We start from the raw sequence: 19894 nt of genomic DNA, 5'->3' as shown, positions 1-19894 counted from the left end.
ATGATTCCACCGATTAACATAATGTCTAACTTCGCCCAATATAACGGAATTAAGAATCGATGAGTGATTATAAAGATACCCTGAACTTACCAGAAACAGGGTTCCCAATGCGTGGCAATCTGGCAAATCGTGAACCAGAAATGCTTAAGCGTTGGTACAAAGAAGACCTTTACGGTGAAATCCGTAAGGCAAAGAAAGGTAAAAAATCTTTCGTGCTGCATGACGGCCCTCCATACGCGAACGGCGACATTCACATTGGCCACGCGCTGAACAAGATTCTTAAAGACATTATTATCAAATCTAAGACCCTTTCTGGTTTTGATGCACCGTACATCCCTGGTTGGGACTGTCACGGTCTTCCAATCGAGTTGATGGTTGAGAAGAAGAAAGGTAAGCCTGGTCAGAAGATTTCGGCTGCTGAATTCCGCGAAGAGTGTCGTAAGTACGCTGCGGGTCAAGTTGAAGGTCAGAAAGAGAGCTTCAAACGTCTTGGTATCATGGGCGAGTGGGACAAACCTTACCGCACTATGGATTTCGGCACAGAAGCGAACATCATTCGTTCTCTAGGTAAAATCGCAGACAAAGGTCACCTACTAAAAGGTTTCAAACCTGTTCACTGGTGTACTGACTGTGGTTCTGCTCTGGCTGAAGCTGAAGTTGAATACAAAGATAAAGTTTCTCCATCTATCGATGTGAAATTTTCTGCAGCTGACGAAGCGACTCTACTAGAGAAATTTACTCTAGCGGAAGGCCACGCTGGTCAAGGCGAGATCTCTATCGTTATCTGGACGACAACACCATGGACTCTGCCTGCTAACCGCGCAGTATGTCTACGTGATGATCTTGAATACGTATTGATCCAAGTTGAAGCGAATGGCGAACAGCCTGCTCAACGTATTATTGTTGCTTCTGAACTAGCAAAAGACGTAATGGATCGTGCGGGTATCGAGCGTTTCCATAACCTTGGTTTTGCGACTGGTGCTGATCTTGAGCTTTCTCAGTTCAACCACCCGTTCTATAACTTTACGGTTCCTGCTGTTCTTGGCGATCACGTAACAACTGACTCTGGTACTGGTGTGGTTCATACCGCTCCTGGTCACGGTCAAGAGGATTTCGTGGTTGGTAAGAAATACAACCTAGAAATCGCTAACCCAGTAGGCTCTAACGGCGTTTACCTGCCAGACACTGAGCTTTTTGCTGGTCAGCATGTATTCAAAGCGAACGATTCTGTTTTAGACGTTCTAAAAGAGAAAGGTGCACTATTGCATCACCACGCTTACGAGCACAGCTACCCACATTGTTGGAGACACAAAACTCCAATCATCTTCCGTGCAACACCACAATGGTTCATCTCTATGGATCAAGCTGGCCTACGTGCAAAAGCACTAGAGTCAACGAAGAGTGTTGAATGGATGCCAGAATGGGGTCAAAGCCGTATCGAAGGTATGATCGAAGGTCGCCCTGAGTGGTGTATCTCTCGTCAACGTACTTGGGGTGTGCCAATTGCTCTGTTCGTTCATAAAGAAACATCAGAACTTCACCCAGATAGCCCAGCTCTTATTGAAAAAGTAGCGAAGCTTGTGGAAGAAAAAGGCATTCAAGCTTGGTGGGATGTAGATGCTGCTGAACTGATGGGTGCTGAAGACGCTGACAAGTACGAGAAAGTACTTGATACGCTAGATGTATGGTTCGACTCAGGTGTAACTCACTTCTCTGTTGTGGATTCTCGTGAAGAGTACAACTTCCCGAATGAAGAAAGAACGCACAGTGCTGATCTTTACCTTGAAGGTTCTGACCAACACCGTGGCTGGTTCCAGTCTTCTTTGATTTCATCTATCGCGATGAAAGACGAAGCACCATACAAGCAAGTGCTAACGCACGGTTTCGTGGTTGATGGTAACGGCCGTAAGATGTCTAAATCTATCGGTAACGTTGTTGCTCCTAAAGATGTAACGAACAAGCTAGGCGCAGATATTCTACGTCTATGGGTTGCTTCTACGGATTACACTAACGAAGTTGCGGTTTCTGACGAGATCCTTAAGCGTTCTGCTGATGCTTACCGTCGTATTCGTAACACGGCTCGTTTCTTCCTAGCGAACTTGAACGGTTTCAACCCTGAAACGGATCTAGTTCCTGCTGAAGAAATGGTAGCACTTGATCGCTGGGCTGTTGGCCGTGCTCAAGCTGCACAAGAAGAGATCGTTAAAGCATACGGTGAGTACAACACTCACGGTGTAACTCAACGTCTAATGCAGTTCTGTTCTATCGAAATGGGTTCTTTCTACCTAGACGTAATTAAAGACCGTCAGTACACAGCGAAACAGGGCAGCCATGCTCAACGTAGCTGTCAAACGGCACTTTACTACATCGTAGAAGCTCTCGTTCGTTGGATGGCTCCTATCATGTCGTTCACTGCAGATGAAATCTGGAACGAGATGCCTGGCGAGCGCGACACGTTTGTATTCACAGGCGAGTGGTTCGAAGGCCTATTTGGTCTTGCTGACGACGAAGAGCTAAGCAACGAATTCTGGACTGAAATCCAGTCAGTTCGTGGCGCAGTGAACAAGCTTCTTGAAGATGCTCGTAAAGAGAAAACAATCGGTGGTGCACTGCAGGCTGAAGTTACTCTATACGCTGACGATGCACTAGCGGCTAAAATCAACAAGCTAGAAGATGAGCTACGTTTCGTACTTATCACTTCTGCTGCTGTTGTTAAGCCACTGAGCGATAAGTCTGATACAGCTCAAGCGACAGACGTTGAAGGTCTATACGTTGAAGTTGCAGCAACTGAAGCTGAGAAGTGTGACCGTTGCTGGCACCACACTCCAGATGTAGGCACAATTGAAGGTCACGAGAAAATTTGTGGTCGTTGTGTGTCGAACATCGACGGTGAAGGCGAAGTGCGTAAGTTCGCATAACGACTCAGAGAAAGACTGAACTTTTTGTAAAAATCATAGCCCCAGTATCAACTGGGGTTATTTTTAATTATAGGAAATGTGTTTAACCAAGCTGACTTCTCGTATTCATTCTTGATAGTGGATAATGAGATGATTTGACTGAGTAGATACTAGGAATAGAAATGAGTGAAGTTTCGTTAAAACAATCTGGTGTTCGTTGGTTATGGCTGGCTTTGCTGGTGTTCCTTGCTGATATCGGCATCAAACTCTTTGTCATGGACAACATGGGTTATGGCTGGGCAAACCGTATTGAGGTGTTGCCATTCTTTAACTTTTTGTATGTTCATAACTATGGTGCGGCATTTAGCTTTCTGAGCGATCAGAGCGGCTGGCAGCGTTGGTTATTTACGGGTATCGCATTTGCGGTAACGGGTATGCTGACATACTGGATGAGTAAACTACCTGCTGCAGAAAAGTGGAATAACATTGCTTATGCGATCATCATTGGTGGCGCGGTAGGTAACGTGTTCGACCGTGTTGTACATGGTTTTGTGGTTGATTACCTAGACTTCTACTGGGGTACTTACCATTGGCCTGCATTCAACTTGGCTGATATGGGAATCTGTATCGGTGCTGCGATGATCATCTTGGATGGCTTCCGCAAGAAAGATGAAAGTAAATAGGCTACTCAAGCATTAATGAGTATTAAGTAAATCGCTTTGAAATAGATTGCTCTAAAGTCAGTCTATGACTCACAGAATAGAATAGCCCTAAGCGCTGTCGGTTGATTCCGACGGCGCTTTTTTTTATGCTTCAGTCAATAAGGAAGCAAAGCACAATGCGTCCTCAAATAATAAAGAAATCTAAGGAAAGTAACGTGGCAGCAATTAAAAATGATTCAGCAGTAACTCTACATTTTACGATTAAAATGAAGGATGGTTCAGTTGCCGATAGCACCGAAAATATGGGCAAGCCCGCTAAGTTCGTTATGGGTGATGGTAGCCTAAGCGAAAATTTCGAAGCGTGTTTGCTTGGGCTTGAAGCTGGGACGGAAAAATCTATCGAACTGAAAGCACAAGATGCGTTTGGTATGCCTAACCCAGACCATATCCACCACATGGATAAAGCGAAGTTTGCTGGTGGTACTGATGTTGAAGTCGGTACTATCATGGCGTTCTCTGGCCCTGACGGTATGGAGATCCCGGGTATTATCACTGATATTGCAGGTGATTCAGTGACCGTTGATTTTAATCACCCATTAGCAGGCCAAGACGTTACGTTTGACGTCAACATCTTAGCGGTGGAATAACGATAGAATAGCTGTCTTCACGCTAGAACAAGATAGCCTTACAGCTGTGATGTCACCCAGAGCTTCACTGTCTAGGCGCTTCACTGTAGAATGCGAACCTCGCTGACAGCGAACTCTATAGAAACAACCTTAGTACCGCGGTAAATGATGAGCAATGAAATGAAAATAATGTTAGCTAACCCTCGTGGCTTTTGTGCTGGTGTCGATCGTGCGATCAGCATCGTAGAACGCGCACTGGAAATGTATCAGCCACCGATCTATGTTCGCCATGAAGTGGTGCACAACCGCTTTGTTGTTGAGGGGCTCAAGCAGCGTGGTGCTATTTTTGTCGAAGAACTGAGTGAAGTGCCAGACGACAACATCGTGATCTTCTCTGCTCACGGTGTTTCTCAAGCGGTTCGTAAAGAAGCGAAAGAGCGTGAACTCACGGTATTTGATGCAACATGCCCATTGGTAACCAAAGTACATATGGAAGTTGCTCGTGCGAGCCGCAAGCATATGGAAGTGGTTCTGATTGGTCACGCGGGTCACCCAGAAGTGGAAGGCACCATGGGTCAGTACGCTAGCCAAACTGGTGGTATGTACTTGGTTGAGAAACCAGAGGATGTACAGAACCTAGTGGTGAATGATCCAAGTAACCTGCATTACGTTAGCCAAACCACGTTGTCAGTTGATGAAACCGCAGATGTGATTGAAGAGTTACGTCGCGTGTTCCCTGAGATCCAAGGGCCACGTAAAGATGATATTTGCTACGCAACACAAAACCGTCAAGACGCAATTCGTGAGATGGCCGGTGATGTCGATGTTGTGATTGTTGTTGGTTCTAAGAACTCATCGAATTCAACACGTTTGAAAGAGCTGGCTGAAAAGCTAGGCACACCAGGTTACCTAACCGATTGCCCTGAAGACATTCAAACAGAATGGGTTGAAGGCAAAAAGAAAATTGGTGTGACAGCGGGTGCTTCAGCGCCTGAAGAGCTAGTAAACCAAATCTTAGATCGTATTCGTGAGCTAGGTGCAACCGAAGTTGAAGAGATTCAAGGTCGTGAAGAGAACATGTTCTTCGAAGTACCAAAAGAGCTGCAGATTAAGCAAGTCGATTAATCTCTATTGATTGGAGACACCATCGATTTGTGAACACTATTGATTTGTAAACCGCAGGAAGCCAACGTTAATGCGTTGGCTTTTTTGATCGCGCTTTGGAATAGGTTGTCGAGTTTCTAAAGGGTTACTGGAGACCAAGTTGCTCTTTTAAAGTCTTTAAGTAACGACGACTGACAGGCACTTCAAAGCCAGTCAGTGTGATGATCTCTGCTAATCCGTTTTCTAACAATTTGATCTCTTGGATCGATTTTATGTTGATCAAATATTGGCGATGACAGCGGATCAAATCGGTCTTTTCTTCTAGGATCTTCAGGGTTAACTGTGAGGTTGCCGTTTGTGATGAGCTACGAACATGCACCCCACTGATATCTGAATAAGCACACTCGACCGTTTGGCTTGCCATGATCACAATGCGGTTGTGACCGATACACGGGATTTGCTCTAAGTGACAAGGAGCAATAGCGGAGATGTTCTGCTCTGGCGCTTTCTGGTTCTGCTTGATGACCTTATTCAGACGACAAACACTCTTGTTTAATCGACAAGGTTCAACCGGTTTGAGTAGGTAATCAAAGGCATTGTCTTCAAAAGCTTGAATCGCATATTGGTCGTAGGCGGTGACGAACACTACGTAAGGCATGGTGTCTGGGTCAAGCATGCTTAACAGTTCAATCCCGGTAACCTGCGGCATTTGGATATCCAAATACACTACATCCGGCTTGAGTAGGTTGATCTGTTTCAGTCCTTCGATCGCGTTACTCGCTTGGCCAATGATTTCTACTTCACCAGTTTCAGTCAGTAGCTCAATCAGCTCTTCGCGAGCAAAAAGCTCATCATCGACAACTAATGCCTTTAACATCCTACAATCTTCATCTTGGTTCTATCCCTGCTTGATTCACGCTTATCTTTTAAATATCTGCTTCTAAATGTTTCAACTCGGAACGATTCGTCTCCGAAAATACCTTTATTTTAGTATAGGTATGATAAAGCTCATTCGAGTAAATTGCTGTGGTTGAGATTCTATTTTTAGTGCTGAATCTTGTCCAAAGAAATTAGTGAGTCGTTTATCAACAATTTCCATACCTAATCCAACGTGATCTGGAGATGGCTTCTGATAATTACCAGCATTGTCTTCAACGATTAACTTGAATCCACCCTCGAAAGCCTCGCTATAGATCTTCACTTTGCCGCCTTCTAACATGTTTGAAATACCATGCTTGATGGCGTTTTCAACCAGTGGTTGCAGGGTAAAGCTCGGCAGTCGCGACTCATACAGTTGTGGGTCGATATCCCATTCCACTTCTAATCGGTCAGTAAAACGTGCTTTTTCAATAGTTAGGTACGCATTGACGTGTGCCAGCTCGTCTTTGAGTTTCACGGTATTGATGTTCTGTTTCAGGTTACTTCTAAAGAAGTGAGACAGATGCTGAATAAGCTCTCGTGCTTTATCAGGGTCACGACGTGTAACGGCACTGATGGTGTTGAGTGCATTAAACAAGAAGTGAGGGTTAACTTGAGCGTGCAGCAGTTTGATTTCAGCTTGGGTGAGCAGTGTTTGTTGCTGCTGATAGTTACTGAATAGGATCTGACTCGACAATAGCTGAGCGATACCTTCACCCATCGACATGTTGATGGTCGAGAACAGCTTTAGCTTTGGCTCATACAGCTTGATGGTACCGACCACTTCGTTACCCGCGCGAAGTGGAATAATCAGCGCAGAACCCAATTTACAATCTTGCGATAGAGAACATTGGTACGGGTTCTCTTTGCCATCGAGGTAGATGATGTCGTTCTGTTCCATCGAGGTCAGCGTGCTTTGCGATGAAATCGGAGTGTTAGGTATGTGGTGTTCATCGCCAATGCCGACAAAAGCGAGGATTTTTTCTCGGTCAGTAATCGCCACCGCACCAACATTGGTCTCTTCGTAAACGATACGTACGATTTTTTGTGCGTTATCGGAATTAAACCCACCATGCAGAATACCCACCGAACGTTCGGCAATGGTTAATGCGCGTCGAGAGAAGGTCGCAGAGTATTTTTCGAAGATGGTTTTCCTGTCTTGGATGATACTCATGAACAGCGCTGCACCCACAGAGTTTGCGATGATCATTGGTGCGGCAATATCAGAAACCAGAGCATAAGATTGCTCGAACGGTTTCGCGACGGCAAGCAAGATGATCATCTGAATGATTTCGGCAAACAGGGTTACAGAGAAAACCACCAGAGGATTAAACAGTTGGCTGGCTTTGTTCTTTCTCACTAGGTAAACGTGTAATAGGCCGCCAATCAAGCCTTCAGCTGTGGTTGAAATCGCACAAGCTAGATCGGTGAATCCACCCAAAGAGTAACGATGGATACCGCCAGTAAAGCCGACCGCAAAGCCGACAACCGGACCACCAAATAGGCCACCCATAACCGCTCCCATCGCACGCGTGTTGGCGATGGCATCATTGATCTGTAAGCCAAAATAGGTGCCCATAATACAGAATAGGGAAAACAGAACGTAGCAGCTGATTTTATGACTTAAGCGCGAAGAGATGCTCAACAAAGGGAGGATCAATGGGGTTTTACTTAGCATGTAAGCAATCACTAAGTAGACACAGGTTTGTTGCAGCAGAGAGAGAATGAGTTCCATATTTTCACCTATTGAGACGCTTGTTAAGTGTAAAGCTCATTGCTTGGTAACGGTAGCTTTGCTTGTCTTTTCATGGCTTATATTGAATGACTTTGGTTTCCCAAGGTCGAGAAACTAATATTTAGAAATAACAAAGCCCATCACAGTGGACGGGCTTTAGTCTTAATTTCCACGAATCACTGGGTGATTACGGGAGCAAGCGAAGTTGTGCTTGGCTGTTCTTTTGTCTCTTTCTATGAAGATTGGTCTCTTTTTCCAAAGAGCCTAAAAGAACTAGGCTGTTTTAGTCACTGGTTTTGGCTCTTGATCTTGCTCGTCATCAGCCAGGTCGATATCACCTTTGCCTTTAGAAATCTTGATAACGTAAGCCGTAATTAGTAGAGATGAAACCACACCTACGATTGTTGAGATTTGCATAGGCAGACCAAAACCTAGTTGGCTGTTGTTCAGAATGAATGTGATACACACAGACGTCATGAAGATAGCTGGAACCGTTGTTACCCAGTGCAGTTTGTTGTGGCGAAGTAGGTAAGCTGAAGCCGTCCACAGCATCATTACTGCTGTTGATTGGTTAGCAAAGCCGAAGTAGCGCCAGATAATACCGAAATCTACTTGAGTCAGGATGCCACCAAGAACAAATAGCGGTAGAGCCATCAGTAGGCGGTTGCGCAGTGTTTTCTGTTCCATGTTGAAGTATTCAGCAAGGATAAGGCGGCTTGAACGGAATGCTGTGTCACCAGAAGTGATAGGTAGGATAACCACGCCAAGGAAAGCAAGGATACCGCCAAATACACCCAGTAGGCCAAATGAAGCGCTGTATACCACGTTACCTGGGCCACCGTTTGCAATCGCGTCAGACAAAGACTCAACTGAACCGAAGAATGATAGAGCAAGTGCACACCAGATTAGAGCGATGATGCCTTCACCAATCATTGCACCGTAGAATACGAAGCGACCGTTCTTCTCGTTTTCCATACAACGCGCCATCAAAGGAGACTGAGTTGCGTGGAAGCCAGAAATAGCACCACATGCGATAGTGATGAATAGAGCAGGCCAAAGTGGTAGGTCATTCGGGTTCATGTTGGTGAACATGTCTTTCATCTCGAAGCCACCCATGATTTGGTGCTCGTCAGATAGACCAATCGCAGTGATTAGGCCAACAGACATAAAGATAAGCAGTGCACCGAACAGTGGGTAGAAGCGACCAATGATTTTATCGACAGGGACAATCGTTGCGATGATGTAGTAAGCAAAGATGATAACAACCATCGTTGTTGCAGACATCGCAAAATCAGTTTGGTCGTTTACTAGGTTAGTGATCATGCCTGCCGGAGCTGATACGAATACCACACCAACTAGAAGCAGTAGAACAATGGCAAAGATGTTCATAAAGTGTTTTGCGCCATTGCCTAGGTAACGTCCAGTGATGGTTGGAACCGAAGCACCGCCATTACGGATAGATAACATACCTGAGAAGTAGTCGTGTACTGCACCTGCGAAGATACAACCTAGTACAATCCAAAGCATTGCTGCTGGGCCGTAAAGGGCACCCATGATAGGGCCGAAGATTGGACCAACACCTGCAATGTTAAGCAGCTGAACTAGGTAAACCTTTGGCGTCGACATTGGAACGTAGTCCACGCCGTCTTGCTTGGTATGAGCAGGTGTTTGACGCTTTTCATTGATACCGAAGATCTTCTCGATAAAGGCACCGTAAATAAAGTAGCCACCAATGAGTGCTGCGACGCAGGTAAGAAACCACATCATAATTTGTTATCCCTGAATGTATTAATTAAGTCAGGGTGTATATTAAAGGAGTCGATGAGAAGAAACTTCCGCTACTGGAGTGAGTGGTCGAATAGCCAATTAAGTGGTGTTATAACTGATTGAGTGGTTTGATACGTTTACAGAGCGGTTGGTTATTCGTGTTGAGAAGAGTCTTACTTCTGGCAAGTGGTGACTTATCAGCTTTAAGCGGTAACCAATAGATATCAGTGGCAGATAACAGACATAAGTGGACATCAGCCAGTGTTCAGCGGAGAATCACCACAAAGGCAACGCTTCGTCAGGAAGTGGTGAAGTAACAATATAAAGGATTGAAATGAAAAAAATAATAACACTATTCGCCGTGGCATTTAGCCTTGCAGGATGCAGCGCTAATGTTCAAGATTTAGCAGCAGAAGGTAACTGGCAAGAGATCGGTTACCGTGATGGTATCAAGGGCAATACTCAGCGTTCGTATTCAGAGATGACTGAGCTTGGTGCCGTTGATCAAGCCAGTTATACAGAAGGTTATCATTTAGGTGTGACAGAGTTCTGTAATCCTAACCATGCTTATCAGATTGGTTTGTCTGGTCAGGTGTATGAAGGTGTGTGTTCTGGTACGGAAGACGCTCAACGTTTCCGTATGGAATGGCAACGTGGCTGGGATGAGTTCTCGAACGACTATTAATCCGGCTTGCGGTTAATTCTTGATTTCGTTAAATAAAAAAACTAGCTAAATAAAAAACATCTAGCTAAATAAAAAACCAGTACCTCATGTGTACTGGTTTTTTGTATAACGCCTAATCAAGAACGCTTAATCAATATGACAGTTTAACTGTCGGTTTATTGATTATTCTCTACCGCTTTTCTTAAGAAGCCGTGTTGTTGATCAAGCTGAGCTTTGGCCGATTCAAAATCTAGCCCTGTTAGAATCATCAAAATAGATAACTTCACATCGTAATCAGTCGTTTTAAGTGTCGACACTGCCAGTGCTTTGTCACACTCTGTCGCTTGGATAACGATACGCGCAGCGCGGGCAACCAACTTCTCATTGGTCGCTTTTACGTCGACCATCAAGTTCTGATAGCTCTTACCAATACGAATCATGCTCGCAGTGGTGAGCATATTAAGTACCAGTTTTTGTGCTGTCCCTGATTTTAAACGAGTTGATCCCGTTAAGGCTTCTGGGCCAACCACTGGGCTAATTGCGATTTGAGCAATCTCAGCAATTGGAGAGCCAGGGTTACAAGACAGCGCAACCGTCACTGCACCAATCTGATTGGCATAGTTGAGCGCACCAATCACGTAAGGTGTACGGCCACTGGCTGCAATGCCTACCACGACATCATTTTCTGTAAATTGAATAGCTTTTAGGTCTTCAATACCGAGAGTCAGCGAATCTTCCGCTCCCTCTTTGGCTTTTAAAATCGCTTCTGGTCCGCCAGCGATTAAGCCGATAACCATTTTGTCTGAAACACCGAAAGTCGGAGGGCACTCTGAGGCATCTAAAACCCCTAATCGGCCACTGGTGCCTGCGCCCATGTAGATCAGTCGGCCACCGTTTTGAAAGGCGTGAGCGATCTTATCAACCGCTTTCGCGATCTGTGGTAATTCGGCTTCGATCGCCAGTGGGACTTGTTTGTCTTGTTGGTTAATCTTTTCAACCACTTCGAGAGAGGTGAGTAGATCAATATCCATAGTGTCAGGGTTTCTCCCCTCCGAAACGAGGTGCGAGAGCGCTGATATGAGAGCGTCGTTACTCATAATGATCCTTAAATGGTGATTCTAAAATGATGGTTCTAAAATTGTTTAGTCAGCACGATAGAGAACGCCTAGAGAGGCCGATCTGCTTGCGCCAGTCACTTCTGGTAAATTGCTTGGCAGTTGATGAACATGACGTTGAGCAAGCCACGCAAAGGCCATGGCTTCCATATAATCGGCATCAACGCCTTTACTGGTGGTTGACTCAACCTCCCAGCTAGGAAGCAGTTCAGACAGTCTCTTCATCAACAATGGATTTCTCGTACCACCGCCACACACATACAGTGCAGGTTGGTTACCCAAGCGATAAGTTTCCACTTCATTGGCTATCGTCAATGCGGTGTATTCACAAAGAGTGTACTGAACATCTTCTGCTGCAAGGTCTTTAAATTCTGTTAATTGTTGCTCTAGCCACGGTAGATTAAACAGCTCTCTGCCAGTGCTTTTTGGTGGTATTTGAGATAGATAAGATTCGTTCAACAGCTGTTCGAGTAAGGCCTGATTTAGTTGGCCTTTGAGAGCGAACAGCGCATCACGGTCAAACTTCTCACCCATGTGTTTATTTACCCAAGCGTCCATCAACATATTGCCCGGGCCAGTATCATAACCAAGAGTAGGCTGATTCGGGCGCAGCACTGAAATATTCGAGATTCCACCAATGTTCAACACCACAACCGAGCTGTCTCGCGGGTGAAAAATCGTATGGTGAAACGCAGGTACTAATGGTGCACCTTGCCCGCCAAGCGCCATGTCTTTACGTCTGAAATCAGCGACTGTTTGAATCTGTGTTTTAGCGGCAATGATATTGGCGTCACCCAATTGCATGGTAAATGGCGAATCACCGGTTGGCTGGTGGAATACTGTTTGGCCATGGTTACCAATCGCAGTCACAGAAGATGCAGGCGTACCTGACTTATCGAGAAGTTGCAAAACCGCATCAGCAAATAGATGACCAAGCTGGTGGTCTAGTTCGCCAATGGCAATCAAATCGGTTTTCTGACCAATACAAACTTCAAGTAAACGCGCTTTAATATCATCTGGCATAGGGAACTCATCATGAGCGAGCAATATGATACCAGTGTCTTCTATCGAAACTAAGGCCGTATCAACGCCGTCCATACTCGTTCCCGACATCACACCAATGTATAACTCTGACTTCATTACGAGTCTCCTAAGTTGAGCTGATTAATCTTCTGGTTAGCCAATACTTCTGCGCCATCCAGAGCGTTACCTTGAACATGTAAACTACGATCTTGAATCGCTAGTGAGAGACGCTCACGATAGAACTGACCTAAGCTACCCAAGAACATAATAGGTAGCGTGTTGTTACTAGAACAAGCCTGAGTGAGCTGCTCTATTTGAGTTGTGCCTTGTTCTATAATCGCTTTTGCTGTTGAACATTGCGATTCAATGTCGACCAGAGCTCTTGCAAACTGAGCATAATCAGTCGCGTTCGCTTGGCTAATCCATTCTAAGATTTGGCTACGTTTGTTGCCGACTTTCTTAATAACTAAATCGCGAGTCAAAGATGAATCCTGACTGTCGAACTCGGCGAGGGTTTGTTGAACCGCTCGAAAGCCAAGCCAAGCGCCACCGCCTTGGTCGCCAATTGGAAATCCCCATCCGCCAAATTGCAGGGTCTCATGTAGAGAGTCTAATTGGATGGCAACTGACCCCGTTCCTATCGCGATACAATTTACGCCTTGTCCTGCATTGGCGCCAAATACTGATGCTTCTGCATCGGTTGTGATGTACAGGTGAGGACAATGCGCTAAAGCGGACTTTAACTTGGACTTTAACTGCGTATTACCCGCTCCCGCGACACCCAACACAATATAACATTGTTTCGGTATTATCTGGTTTGTCGCTAGAATTTCATCAATATAATGAGTGAGTTGAGTCACCGCAGCTTCACCGTATAGGGTTAATGAAGTCGCCGGTAAAATGAACTCCTCAATCACTATTGATGTGGGCTCTATTTTCTTAAGCCTGACGGCGGTTTTTGTTCCGCCGCCATCGACTGCCAAAGTGTGTGTAATCATTCACTAGACCGTTTGTAGCTTGTTGACTTCTTGAGTCTGCTTTTTACCTGCTAGACAGACAACCAACGAGACCAAGGTGCCAATGCATAATTGATAAGGGAAAGCCAATCGAACACCAACCCAGTCAGCGTTAATCACGCCCATCACGCTATCCCACACGTAAGCTTGCATCAGCAATGTCGTTAAGAAACCGGCGATAAGGGCTAGAGCAACCGAGGTTTCGTTGCCACGTTCAGTAAAGATTGCAGTGAAGTACACGCCCAGTAAACCTGTGTAGGCAAACACCATTACACTCAGTGCAAATGATAACAGTGGCATGTCGGTGTATTGCTGCCAGTAATAACACAAGATGCCCATACTACCCAGAGCGGCTGCTGCTACAGCCATACCAACGCGTCCAGCTTTCACGTAATGGAAGTCATCTTGCTCTCCTTTACGAGCTTCTAACCAAGGCTTGTAAATATCTTGTACCGCAACCGAAGACATAGAGTTTAAGCCGGAGTTTAACGTTGAAAGCGCTGCTGCAACCACACCAACAGTCACTAAGCCACGAAGGCCCGCAGGCATTTCATTCAACACGTAATACATGAAGATCGTGACGTTTTCACCATTAAAGTTTTGCACGACTTCTTTGCCTTCCACACCCATTAGCTCAGGTCTTTGATAGAAGACATACAGCAGTAGACCAATAGACATAAATACGAGCACTACTGGAATAGAGAAGATGATTGAGTTGATCATCGCCTTTGAACCTTGCTTGGCATCTTTACAGGTCAACACACGTTGCGTCATGTCTTGATCAAGGCCAAATGCCCCGATGTTTAATAGGACAAAGCCAGTGATACATGCCCAGAAACTAAAGGTGCCAGCAGGGCTAAAGTCGAGAGTGAAATCGAGTAAGGTCAGCTTAGAAGATTGGCCTTCGCCAGGGTTTGCGAGTACTTGAGCTATTTGGCTGAAGTCGGCTGGAATTTGTCCCAGTAAGTAGATGATGACGGCAATAGCAGCGCCGACATAAACCACAAGTTGAATTAGGTCACTCCAGATGACGGAACGAATGCCACCCATGTAGGTATAAGCAAGACCGACAGCCACTAAAATAACAACTGAAGTCACCACACTGCTAGGGTCAATATCGGTAAACAGAATCATGGAGACCGCAATCGCTGCCATGTAGAGGCGAGCACCTGAAGCAAACACTCGGCCGACTAAATACATCACGCCTGCACGTTGTTTGGTTTTCTCGCCAAAGCGCATTTTCAGTAGCTCATAAACGGTTGAGACTTTGTTTTGGTAGAAGCGAGGGATAAGTACCAAGGCAACGAAGATGGCGCCAATAATGCCACCAATGTTGGTCGCTAAGTAGGTTAAGTCACCACGGTAGCTAGATTCTGGCCCGCCTAAGAACGTCGCAGCAGATTGTGATGTCGCGAGCACCGAGATAGCCACGACCCACATTGACATCGAATTACCACCTAAAAAGTAGTCCTTAGTGCTCGTTATTTTTGTTCGGCTGAAGTGCCAACCTGTAAAAGCAATAATGGCGAAATATATCGCAAATACGGCCCAGTCCAGTGAGGTAAATAATGAATTCATAGCAGCTCCGTAGCATGAATAGGGTAGAGGGTACTTATAATTATTTTTTCAGAATGTCAGTTTGAATAACGAGTTTCAAAATCTATTCCTTGGTGGAATAGTGACCAATGCTTTTCTTTGACCATGCTCCCAGAAGGCTGTGTTAGCTATTCCATATGAGAGGATTCGAAGGAATAATTATTCCAATGAAAATACAAAATTCGTTATGATATCGAAGAACTGGCAGAGGGAAGGGCATTTAGTGAAAGGCATTGCGAAAGTAAAAGCGCTGTTACCCAAGCTGTCTCCATCTGATGCGCTGGTGGCGCGATATGTTCTTGATCACCCACAACAGGTGAAGCAACTATCTTCTCCCGAGTTGGCCAAAGCCGTCGGGGTGAGCCAGTCAACGATAGTGAAGTTTAGTCAGAAGCTTGGTTATAAAGGGTTTTCAGAAATGAAGGTCAAACTCTACCAAAGCGACATGACTTATCAGCCCGTATCTCAACGTGGCATACATGGCACTATCACTCGTAAAGATCCACCTGATATGGTGATGGACAAACTTCTTGCAAGCAAAACACAATCGCTTGAGCGCACTGTGTTATTAAACGAAGGTGAGCAGCTAAACCATGCCGCAGATATTTTGCATCTTGCACGTAAGGTGCAGATCTCAGGTGTAGGCGCTTCATCTTTGGTGGCGAAAGATCTTGCTTATAAGCTGATGAAAATAGGCCATGCTGCCAATGCAGAGCAGGATGCCCATATTCAAATTGCCAATGCCGCTTCTCTTTCTGAAAATGATGTGTTGATTGCGATTTCTTATTCTGGAAACACCAGAGAAGTGGTGAAGGTTGCTCAGCTAGCCAGATCGAAAAAGGCCAAGGTGATAGTGATTAGTCAGTTATCACCTTCTGCTTTAGACAAATACGCTGACATTAAGTTGATATCAGCAGCCGACGAAAATCATATTCGCAGTTCATCTATAACTGCTCGTGATAGCCAACTTTTTATTACTGACTTGTTGTTCATTGCGTTAACTCAGCAGGAAGAGCAAGCCGACCAATTAATTGAACAAAGTAAATCTGCAGTAGCAGAATTTAAGCAATAAAAGGATATTGTATGGGACCGTTGTGGGTAGATGTTGCGGGCTATGAGCTAACAGCTGAAGACAGAGAAATTTTAGAGCACCCAACCGTTGGTGGTCTCATTTTATTTGCTAGAAACTACCACGATAGCAAACAGTTATCGGCGCTAAATAAAGAGATTCGTAAAGTTGCAAAACGTCCTATTTTAATCGGTGTTGACCAAGAAGGTGGCCGAGTTCAACGCTTCCGTGACGGTTTTTCAATTATCCCAGCAGCTCAAGAATTTGCGACCAAGAATAATGGCGAACAATTAGCAGAACAAGCGGGTTGGTTGATGGCAGCGGAGTTGATTGCCCATGATATCGATCTGAGCTTTGCGCCTGTTTTAGACAAAGGCCACGACTGTAAAGCGATTGGTAGCCGAGCGTTTGGTGAAGATATTGATACCATCGTTCGCCACAGCAGTGCTTTTATTAAGGGCATGAAATCGGTTGGAATGGCGACAACAGGAAAGCACTTCCCTGGACATGGCGGCGTGATTGCTGATTCGCACCTTGAAACGCCTTACGATCCTAGAGACGATATCTTTGAAACTGACATGGCGATCTTCAAGGCTCAAATTGAATCTGGAATATTAGATGCGATGATGCCTGCGCACGTGGTTTTTTCTCACTATGATGATCAGCCAGCGAGTGGCTCTGAGTATTGGCTACAGAAAGTATTGAAGCAGCAGCTTGGATTCAAAGGCTTGGTATTTTCTGATGACTTAACGATGGAAGGCGCTGCAATTATGGGTGGGCCAGCCGACAGAGCGAAGGCTGCTCTGAATGCAGGTTGCGACATGGTGTTGATGTGTAATAAACGAGATGCACAAATTGAGGCTCTTGATCACTTAGCGATTCAAGAGGTGCCTTTAGCCAACTCATTGCTTAAAAAGCACAGCTTTGATTTACCGACGCTTCACTCGGATAGCCGATGGAAAGAGGCCTCAGAGCAAATTAAGCGAATGTTAAACGCTGGGTGATAAATAAACACTCTATAAGTTTTAAGAAGGCGATATTAAAGATATCGCCTTTTTTGTATGTGCTTGGCGTGGTTTAGGCCTATTTGTGCCTCAGAACGAACTAAAGATGAAGTGTAAATTAAAATTTACATCAAATGTTTTTTATTGTTTACACTTGCAATCGTTTTTGTAGCTGTTATTGTGTTTTTAAAGATTGTTAGCCCAAATGAAAATGTTGGGTGTAAAAATAAATATACAGGTTGAGTTATGCAAAAAAGTGAATTAAGCAATGTCAATATCATCGACGAACAGGTACTGATTACTCCAGAGGAGTTAAAAGCGAAATTACCTTTGAGCGATAATGCTCGTCGTTTTATTCAAGAGTCTCGTGAAACGATTGCGAATATCATTCATAAGAAAGATCACCGTATGCTAATCGTGTGTGGTCCATGTTCTATTCACGATCTAGAAGCGGCGAAAGAGTACGCAAAACGCCTCAAAGCACTTTCTGAAGAACTGAGCGACCAACTGTATATTGTTATGCGTGTTTACTTTGAAAAGCCTCGTACCACGGTTGGTTGGAAAGGTTTAATCAATGACCCACATCTAGATGGTACGTTTGATATTGAGCATGGTCTGCATGTAGGTCGTGAGCTTTTAGTTGAGTTAGCTGAGATGGAAATCCCACTAGCGACAGAAGCACTAGACCCAATCAGCCCACAATACCTAGCAGATACATTCAGCTGGGCTGCGATTGGCGCACGTACGACTGAATCTCAAACTCACCGTGAAATGGCAAGTGGCCTTTCAATGCCAATCGGCTTTAAGAATGGTACAGACGGTAACTTAGGTACTGCAATTAATGCGATGCAGGCAGCTTCTTCTAGCCACCGTTTCATGGGTATCAGCCGCGAAGGTGAGGTTGCACTGCTAACTACTCAGGGTAACCCAAACGGTCACGTGATTTTACGTGGTGGTAAGCAAACGAACTACGATTCAGTATCTGTACACGAATGTGAGCAAGAGCTGGGTAAATCTGGTTTAGAAGCTGCGTTGATGGTTGATTGCAGCCACGCAAACTCTCGTAAAGATTTCCGCCGTCAACCGTTGGTTGCTGAAGACGTTATCCACCAAGTGCGTGAAGGTAATAAATCGATTATTGGCCTGATGATTGAGAGCCACATTAACGAAGGTAATCAGCCGTCAGATATTCCTCTAAATGAGATGAAATACGGCGTTTCTATTACCGACGCGTGTATCAATTGGGAGTCAACTGAGGCACTATTGCAGCATGCACATACGGAATTAGTCCCGTTTTTAGAGAACCGCCTAAAAGGTTAGTCAGAGTTTAAATTTAAGTGCCTCATCTAATGGGGCATTTTAAGATCTGTCGCTAACGAACCTGCGTCAATGCGGGCTTTTAGATTAGTACGGGCTTATAGATTAGTAAGGAATAAAATGGCCGTTGAACTGAACGAATTACGCGACCAAATCGATGCTGTCGATAAACAAATGTTGGATTTACTGGCTCAACGATTGGCTCTAGTAGAGAAAGTCGGCGAAGTAAAAAGTGAACATGGTTTACCTATTTATGTACCGGAACGTGAAGCCGCGATGTTGGCATCTCGTCGTCAAGAAGCCGAGAAAATAGGGGTTCCGCCACAGTTAATCGAAGATATTTTGCGTCGTACTATGCGTGAGTCTTATGCCAGTGAAAAAGATTCTGGTTTTAAGTGTCTTAACCCAGAGTTGCGTTCAGTGGTTATCGTTGGTGGTAATGGTCAACTTGGCGGTCTGTTTGGCCGTATGTTCAAGCTTTCTGGCTACGAAGTGAAAATCCTTGGCAGCCAAGATTGGGATAAAGCTGATGAGATCTTAGATAATGCTGGCCTTGTGGTTGTAACGGTTCCAATTCACCTGACGGAAGGTGTGATTGCGAAGCTGGGTAACCTACCAAGCGATTGTATTCTTTGTGATTTGACGTCGATTAAATCAAAGCCTCTACAAGCTATGATGAACATGCACCAAGGTCCAGTGGTTGGATTGCACCCAATGTTTGGTCCTGATGTTCCAAGCCTTGCGAAACAAGTGATTGTTTACAGTGATGGACGTAGTTCTGAAAGCTACCAATGGTTGCTGAATCAATTTGGTATTTGGGGCGCGAGCCTTTGCCAGATGGATGCTGCGGAACACGATCACGGCATGACTCTGATTCAAGCACTTCGTCACTTCACTTCTTTTGCTTACGGCTTGCATCTGAGTAAAGAGAACCCGAACATTGATCAGCTTCTGAAGCTAAGTTCGCCAATCTACCGACTGGAGATTGCGATGGTTGGCCGTCTGTTTGCTCAAGACCCGAACTTATACGGTGATATCATTCTTTCTTCGGATGAGAATATTGAGATGATTCGACGTTTCCATAGTCGTTTCGGCGAAGCATTAGAAATCTTGGATGGGAAAGATAAAGCCAAGTTTGTTGATAGCTTTAATCAAGTCAGTGATTGGTTTGGTGACTACTCACAGCAGTTCTTGCAAGAGAGCCAAAATCTTTTAAAACAAGCACATGACTCGATTCACCGAGGTTAACCTTGGTTTGAAATTATAAAAAGAGCGACCAAGTGGTCGCTCTTTTTGTTTGTGCTGAACGCTATGAAAGCATTTGGCCTACAGTAGTCTAAAAGCAATTAGATCATCATAAGCCAAACCAACATCTCCTAAT

16 protein-coding genes are annotated in these 19894 nt (G+C 44.9%); 9 read left to right on the top strand and 7 right to left on the bottom strand.

The annotated features are described in order from the left end of the window. The first annotated feature begins 59 nt into the window (after nucleotides 1-59). The 4 genes from ileS to ispH all read left to right on the top strand — a co-directional run bounded on the left by ileS (nucleotide 60) and on the right by ispH (nucleotide 5310). Nucleotides 60-2918 (top strand): isoleucine--tRNA ligase, encoded by a 2859-nt coding sequence (gene ileS / locus OW495_RS06465; RefSeq protein ID WP_102513261.1) that lies wholly within the window; start codon nucleotides 60-62, stop codon nucleotides 2916-2918. Between the two features lie 161 nt (nucleotides 2919-3079). Continuing rightward, nucleotides 3080-3580: a signal peptidase II gene (lspA, locus tag OW495_RS06460; protein WP_004735054.1), complete on the top strand. Its 501-nt coding sequence runs from the start codon at nucleotides 3080-3082 to the stop codon at nucleotides 3578-3580. A gap of 194 nt (nucleotides 3581-3774) precedes the next feature. Then, nucleotides 3775-4206 carry an FKBP-type peptidyl-prolyl cis-trans isomerase gene (gene fkpB, locus OW495_RS06455; protein ID WP_017080268.1) on the top strand — a complete coding sequence of 144 codons (432 nt, stop codon included), beginning with the start codon at nucleotides 3775-3777 and terminating at the stop codon, nucleotides 4204-4206. 147 nt (nucleotides 4207-4353) lie between these two features. Next, complete coding sequence (gene ispH / locus OW495_RS06450; protein ID WP_029222310.1) at nucleotides 4354-5310, top strand: 4-hydroxy-3-methylbut-2-enyl diphosphate reductase; 957 nt, start codon at nucleotides 4354-4356, stop codon at nucleotides 5308-5310. A 124-nt stretch (nucleotides 5311-5434) separates the two neighbouring features. Here ispH and btsR read toward each other — a convergent pair whose 3' ends face one another. The 3 genes from btsR to OW495_RS06435 all read right to left on the bottom strand — a co-directional run bounded on the left by btsR (nucleotide 5435) and on the right by OW495_RS06435 (nucleotide 9709). Further along, nucleotides 5435-6166, bottom strand: a complete 732-nt coding sequence (btsR, locus tag OW495_RS06445) for a two-component system response regulator BtsR (protein WP_017106772.1) — start codon at nucleotides 6164-6166, stop codon at nucleotides 5435-5437. Between the two features lie 105 nt (nucleotides 6167-6271). Continuing rightward, nucleotides 6272-7942, bottom strand: a complete 1671-nt coding sequence (locus OW495_RS06440) for a sensor histidine kinase (RefSeq protein WP_102513262.1) — start codon at nucleotides 7940-7942, stop codon at nucleotides 6272-6274. A 273-nt stretch (nucleotides 7943-8215) separates the two neighbouring features. Further along, on the bottom strand, nucleotides 8216-9709 hold the full coding sequence (locus OW495_RS06435; protein WP_019820541.1) for a carbon starvation protein A: 1494 nt from the start codon (nucleotides 9707-9709) through the stop codon (nucleotides 8216-8218). 334 nt (nucleotides 9710-10043) lie between these two features. Between OW495_RS06435 and OW495_RS06430 the strand changes: the two genes are divergently transcribed. Beyond that, on the top strand, nucleotides 10044-10394 hold the full coding sequence (locus tag OW495_RS06430; RefSeq protein ID WP_099167404.1) for a DUF2799 domain-containing protein: 351 nt from the start codon (nucleotides 10044-10046) through the stop codon (nucleotides 10392-10394). A 155-nt stretch (nucleotides 10395-10549) separates the two neighbouring features. Here OW495_RS06430 and murQ read toward each other — a convergent pair whose 3' ends face one another. Genes murQ through OW495_RS06410 form a run of 4 tightly spaced genes read right to left on the bottom strand, consistent with a single transcriptional unit; the run spans nucleotide 10550 to nucleotide 15105 of the window. Then, a complete protein-coding gene (gene murQ / locus OW495_RS06425; RefSeq protein ID WP_076670747.1) occupies nucleotides 10550-11470 on the bottom strand; it encodes an N-acetylmuramic acid 6-phosphate etherase in 921 nt (306 codons plus the stop codon). A 45-nt stretch (nucleotides 11471-11515) separates the two neighbouring features. Then, nucleotides 11516-12628: an anhydro-N-acetylmuramic acid kinase gene (locus tag OW495_RS06420; RefSeq protein WP_102513264.1), complete on the bottom strand. Its 1113-nt coding sequence runs from the start codon at nucleotides 12626-12628 to the stop codon at nucleotides 11516-11518. Beyond that, entirely contained in the window at nucleotides 12628-13509 is an 882-nt protein-coding gene (locus tag OW495_RS06415; protein ID WP_102513265.1) for a BadF/BadG/BcrA/BcrD ATPase family protein, read from the bottom strand. The genes OW495_RS06420 and OW495_RS06415 overlap by 1 nt, the downstream gene beginning before the upstream one ends. A gap of 3 nt (nucleotides 13510-13512) precedes the next feature. Then, nucleotides 13513-15105: a sodium:solute symporter gene (locus OW495_RS06410; RefSeq protein WP_289885650.1), complete on the bottom strand. Its 1593-nt coding sequence runs from the start codon at nucleotides 15103-15105 to the stop codon at nucleotides 13513-13515. A 241-nt stretch (nucleotides 15106-15346) separates the two neighbouring features. On the opposite strand from OW495_RS06410, the gene OW495_RS06405 reads away from it, so the two are divergent. From OW495_RS06405 to tyrA, 4 genes are all read left to right on the top strand, one after another. Further along, on the top strand, nucleotides 15347-16195 hold the full coding sequence (locus tag OW495_RS06405) for a MurR/RpiR family transcriptional regulator (protein WP_017077734.1): 849 nt from the start codon (nucleotides 15347-15349) through the stop codon (nucleotides 16193-16195). Nucleotides 16196-16206: 11 nt separating this feature from the next. Next, nucleotides 16207-17196, top strand: a complete 990-nt coding sequence (gene nagZ / locus OW495_RS06400; RefSeq protein WP_102513267.1) for a beta-N-acetylhexosaminidase — start codon at nucleotides 16207-16209, stop codon at nucleotides 17194-17196. Nucleotides 17197-17442: 246 nt separating this feature from the next. Further along, the gene (locus OW495_RS06395; protein ID WP_102513268.1) at nucleotides 17443-18516 is read left to right on the top strand and encodes a 3-deoxy-7-phosphoheptulonate synthase; all 1074 of its coding nucleotides are present in this window, start codon (nucleotides 17443-17445) and stop codon (nucleotides 18514-18516) included. A 117-nt stretch (nucleotides 18517-18633) separates the two neighbouring features. After that, nucleotides 18634-19761, top strand: coding sequence for a bifunctional chorismate mutase/prephenate dehydrogenase (gene tyrA, locus OW495_RS06390; RefSeq protein WP_102513269.1), 1128 nt, complete (start codon nucleotides 18634-18636; stop codon nucleotides 19759-19761). Nucleotides 19762-19894: the final 133 nt, after the last annotated feature.

This window comes from Vibrio sp. 14N.309.X.WAT.E.F5, assembly GCF_030397615.1.
GTDB classification, from domain to species: Bacteria; Pseudomonadota; Gammaproteobacteria; order Enterobacterales; family Vibrionaceae; genus Vibrio; species Vibrio lentus.
The sequence above is the reverse complement of the archived record's forward strand: the minus strand, read 5'-3'. Positions and strand labels throughout refer to the sequence as shown.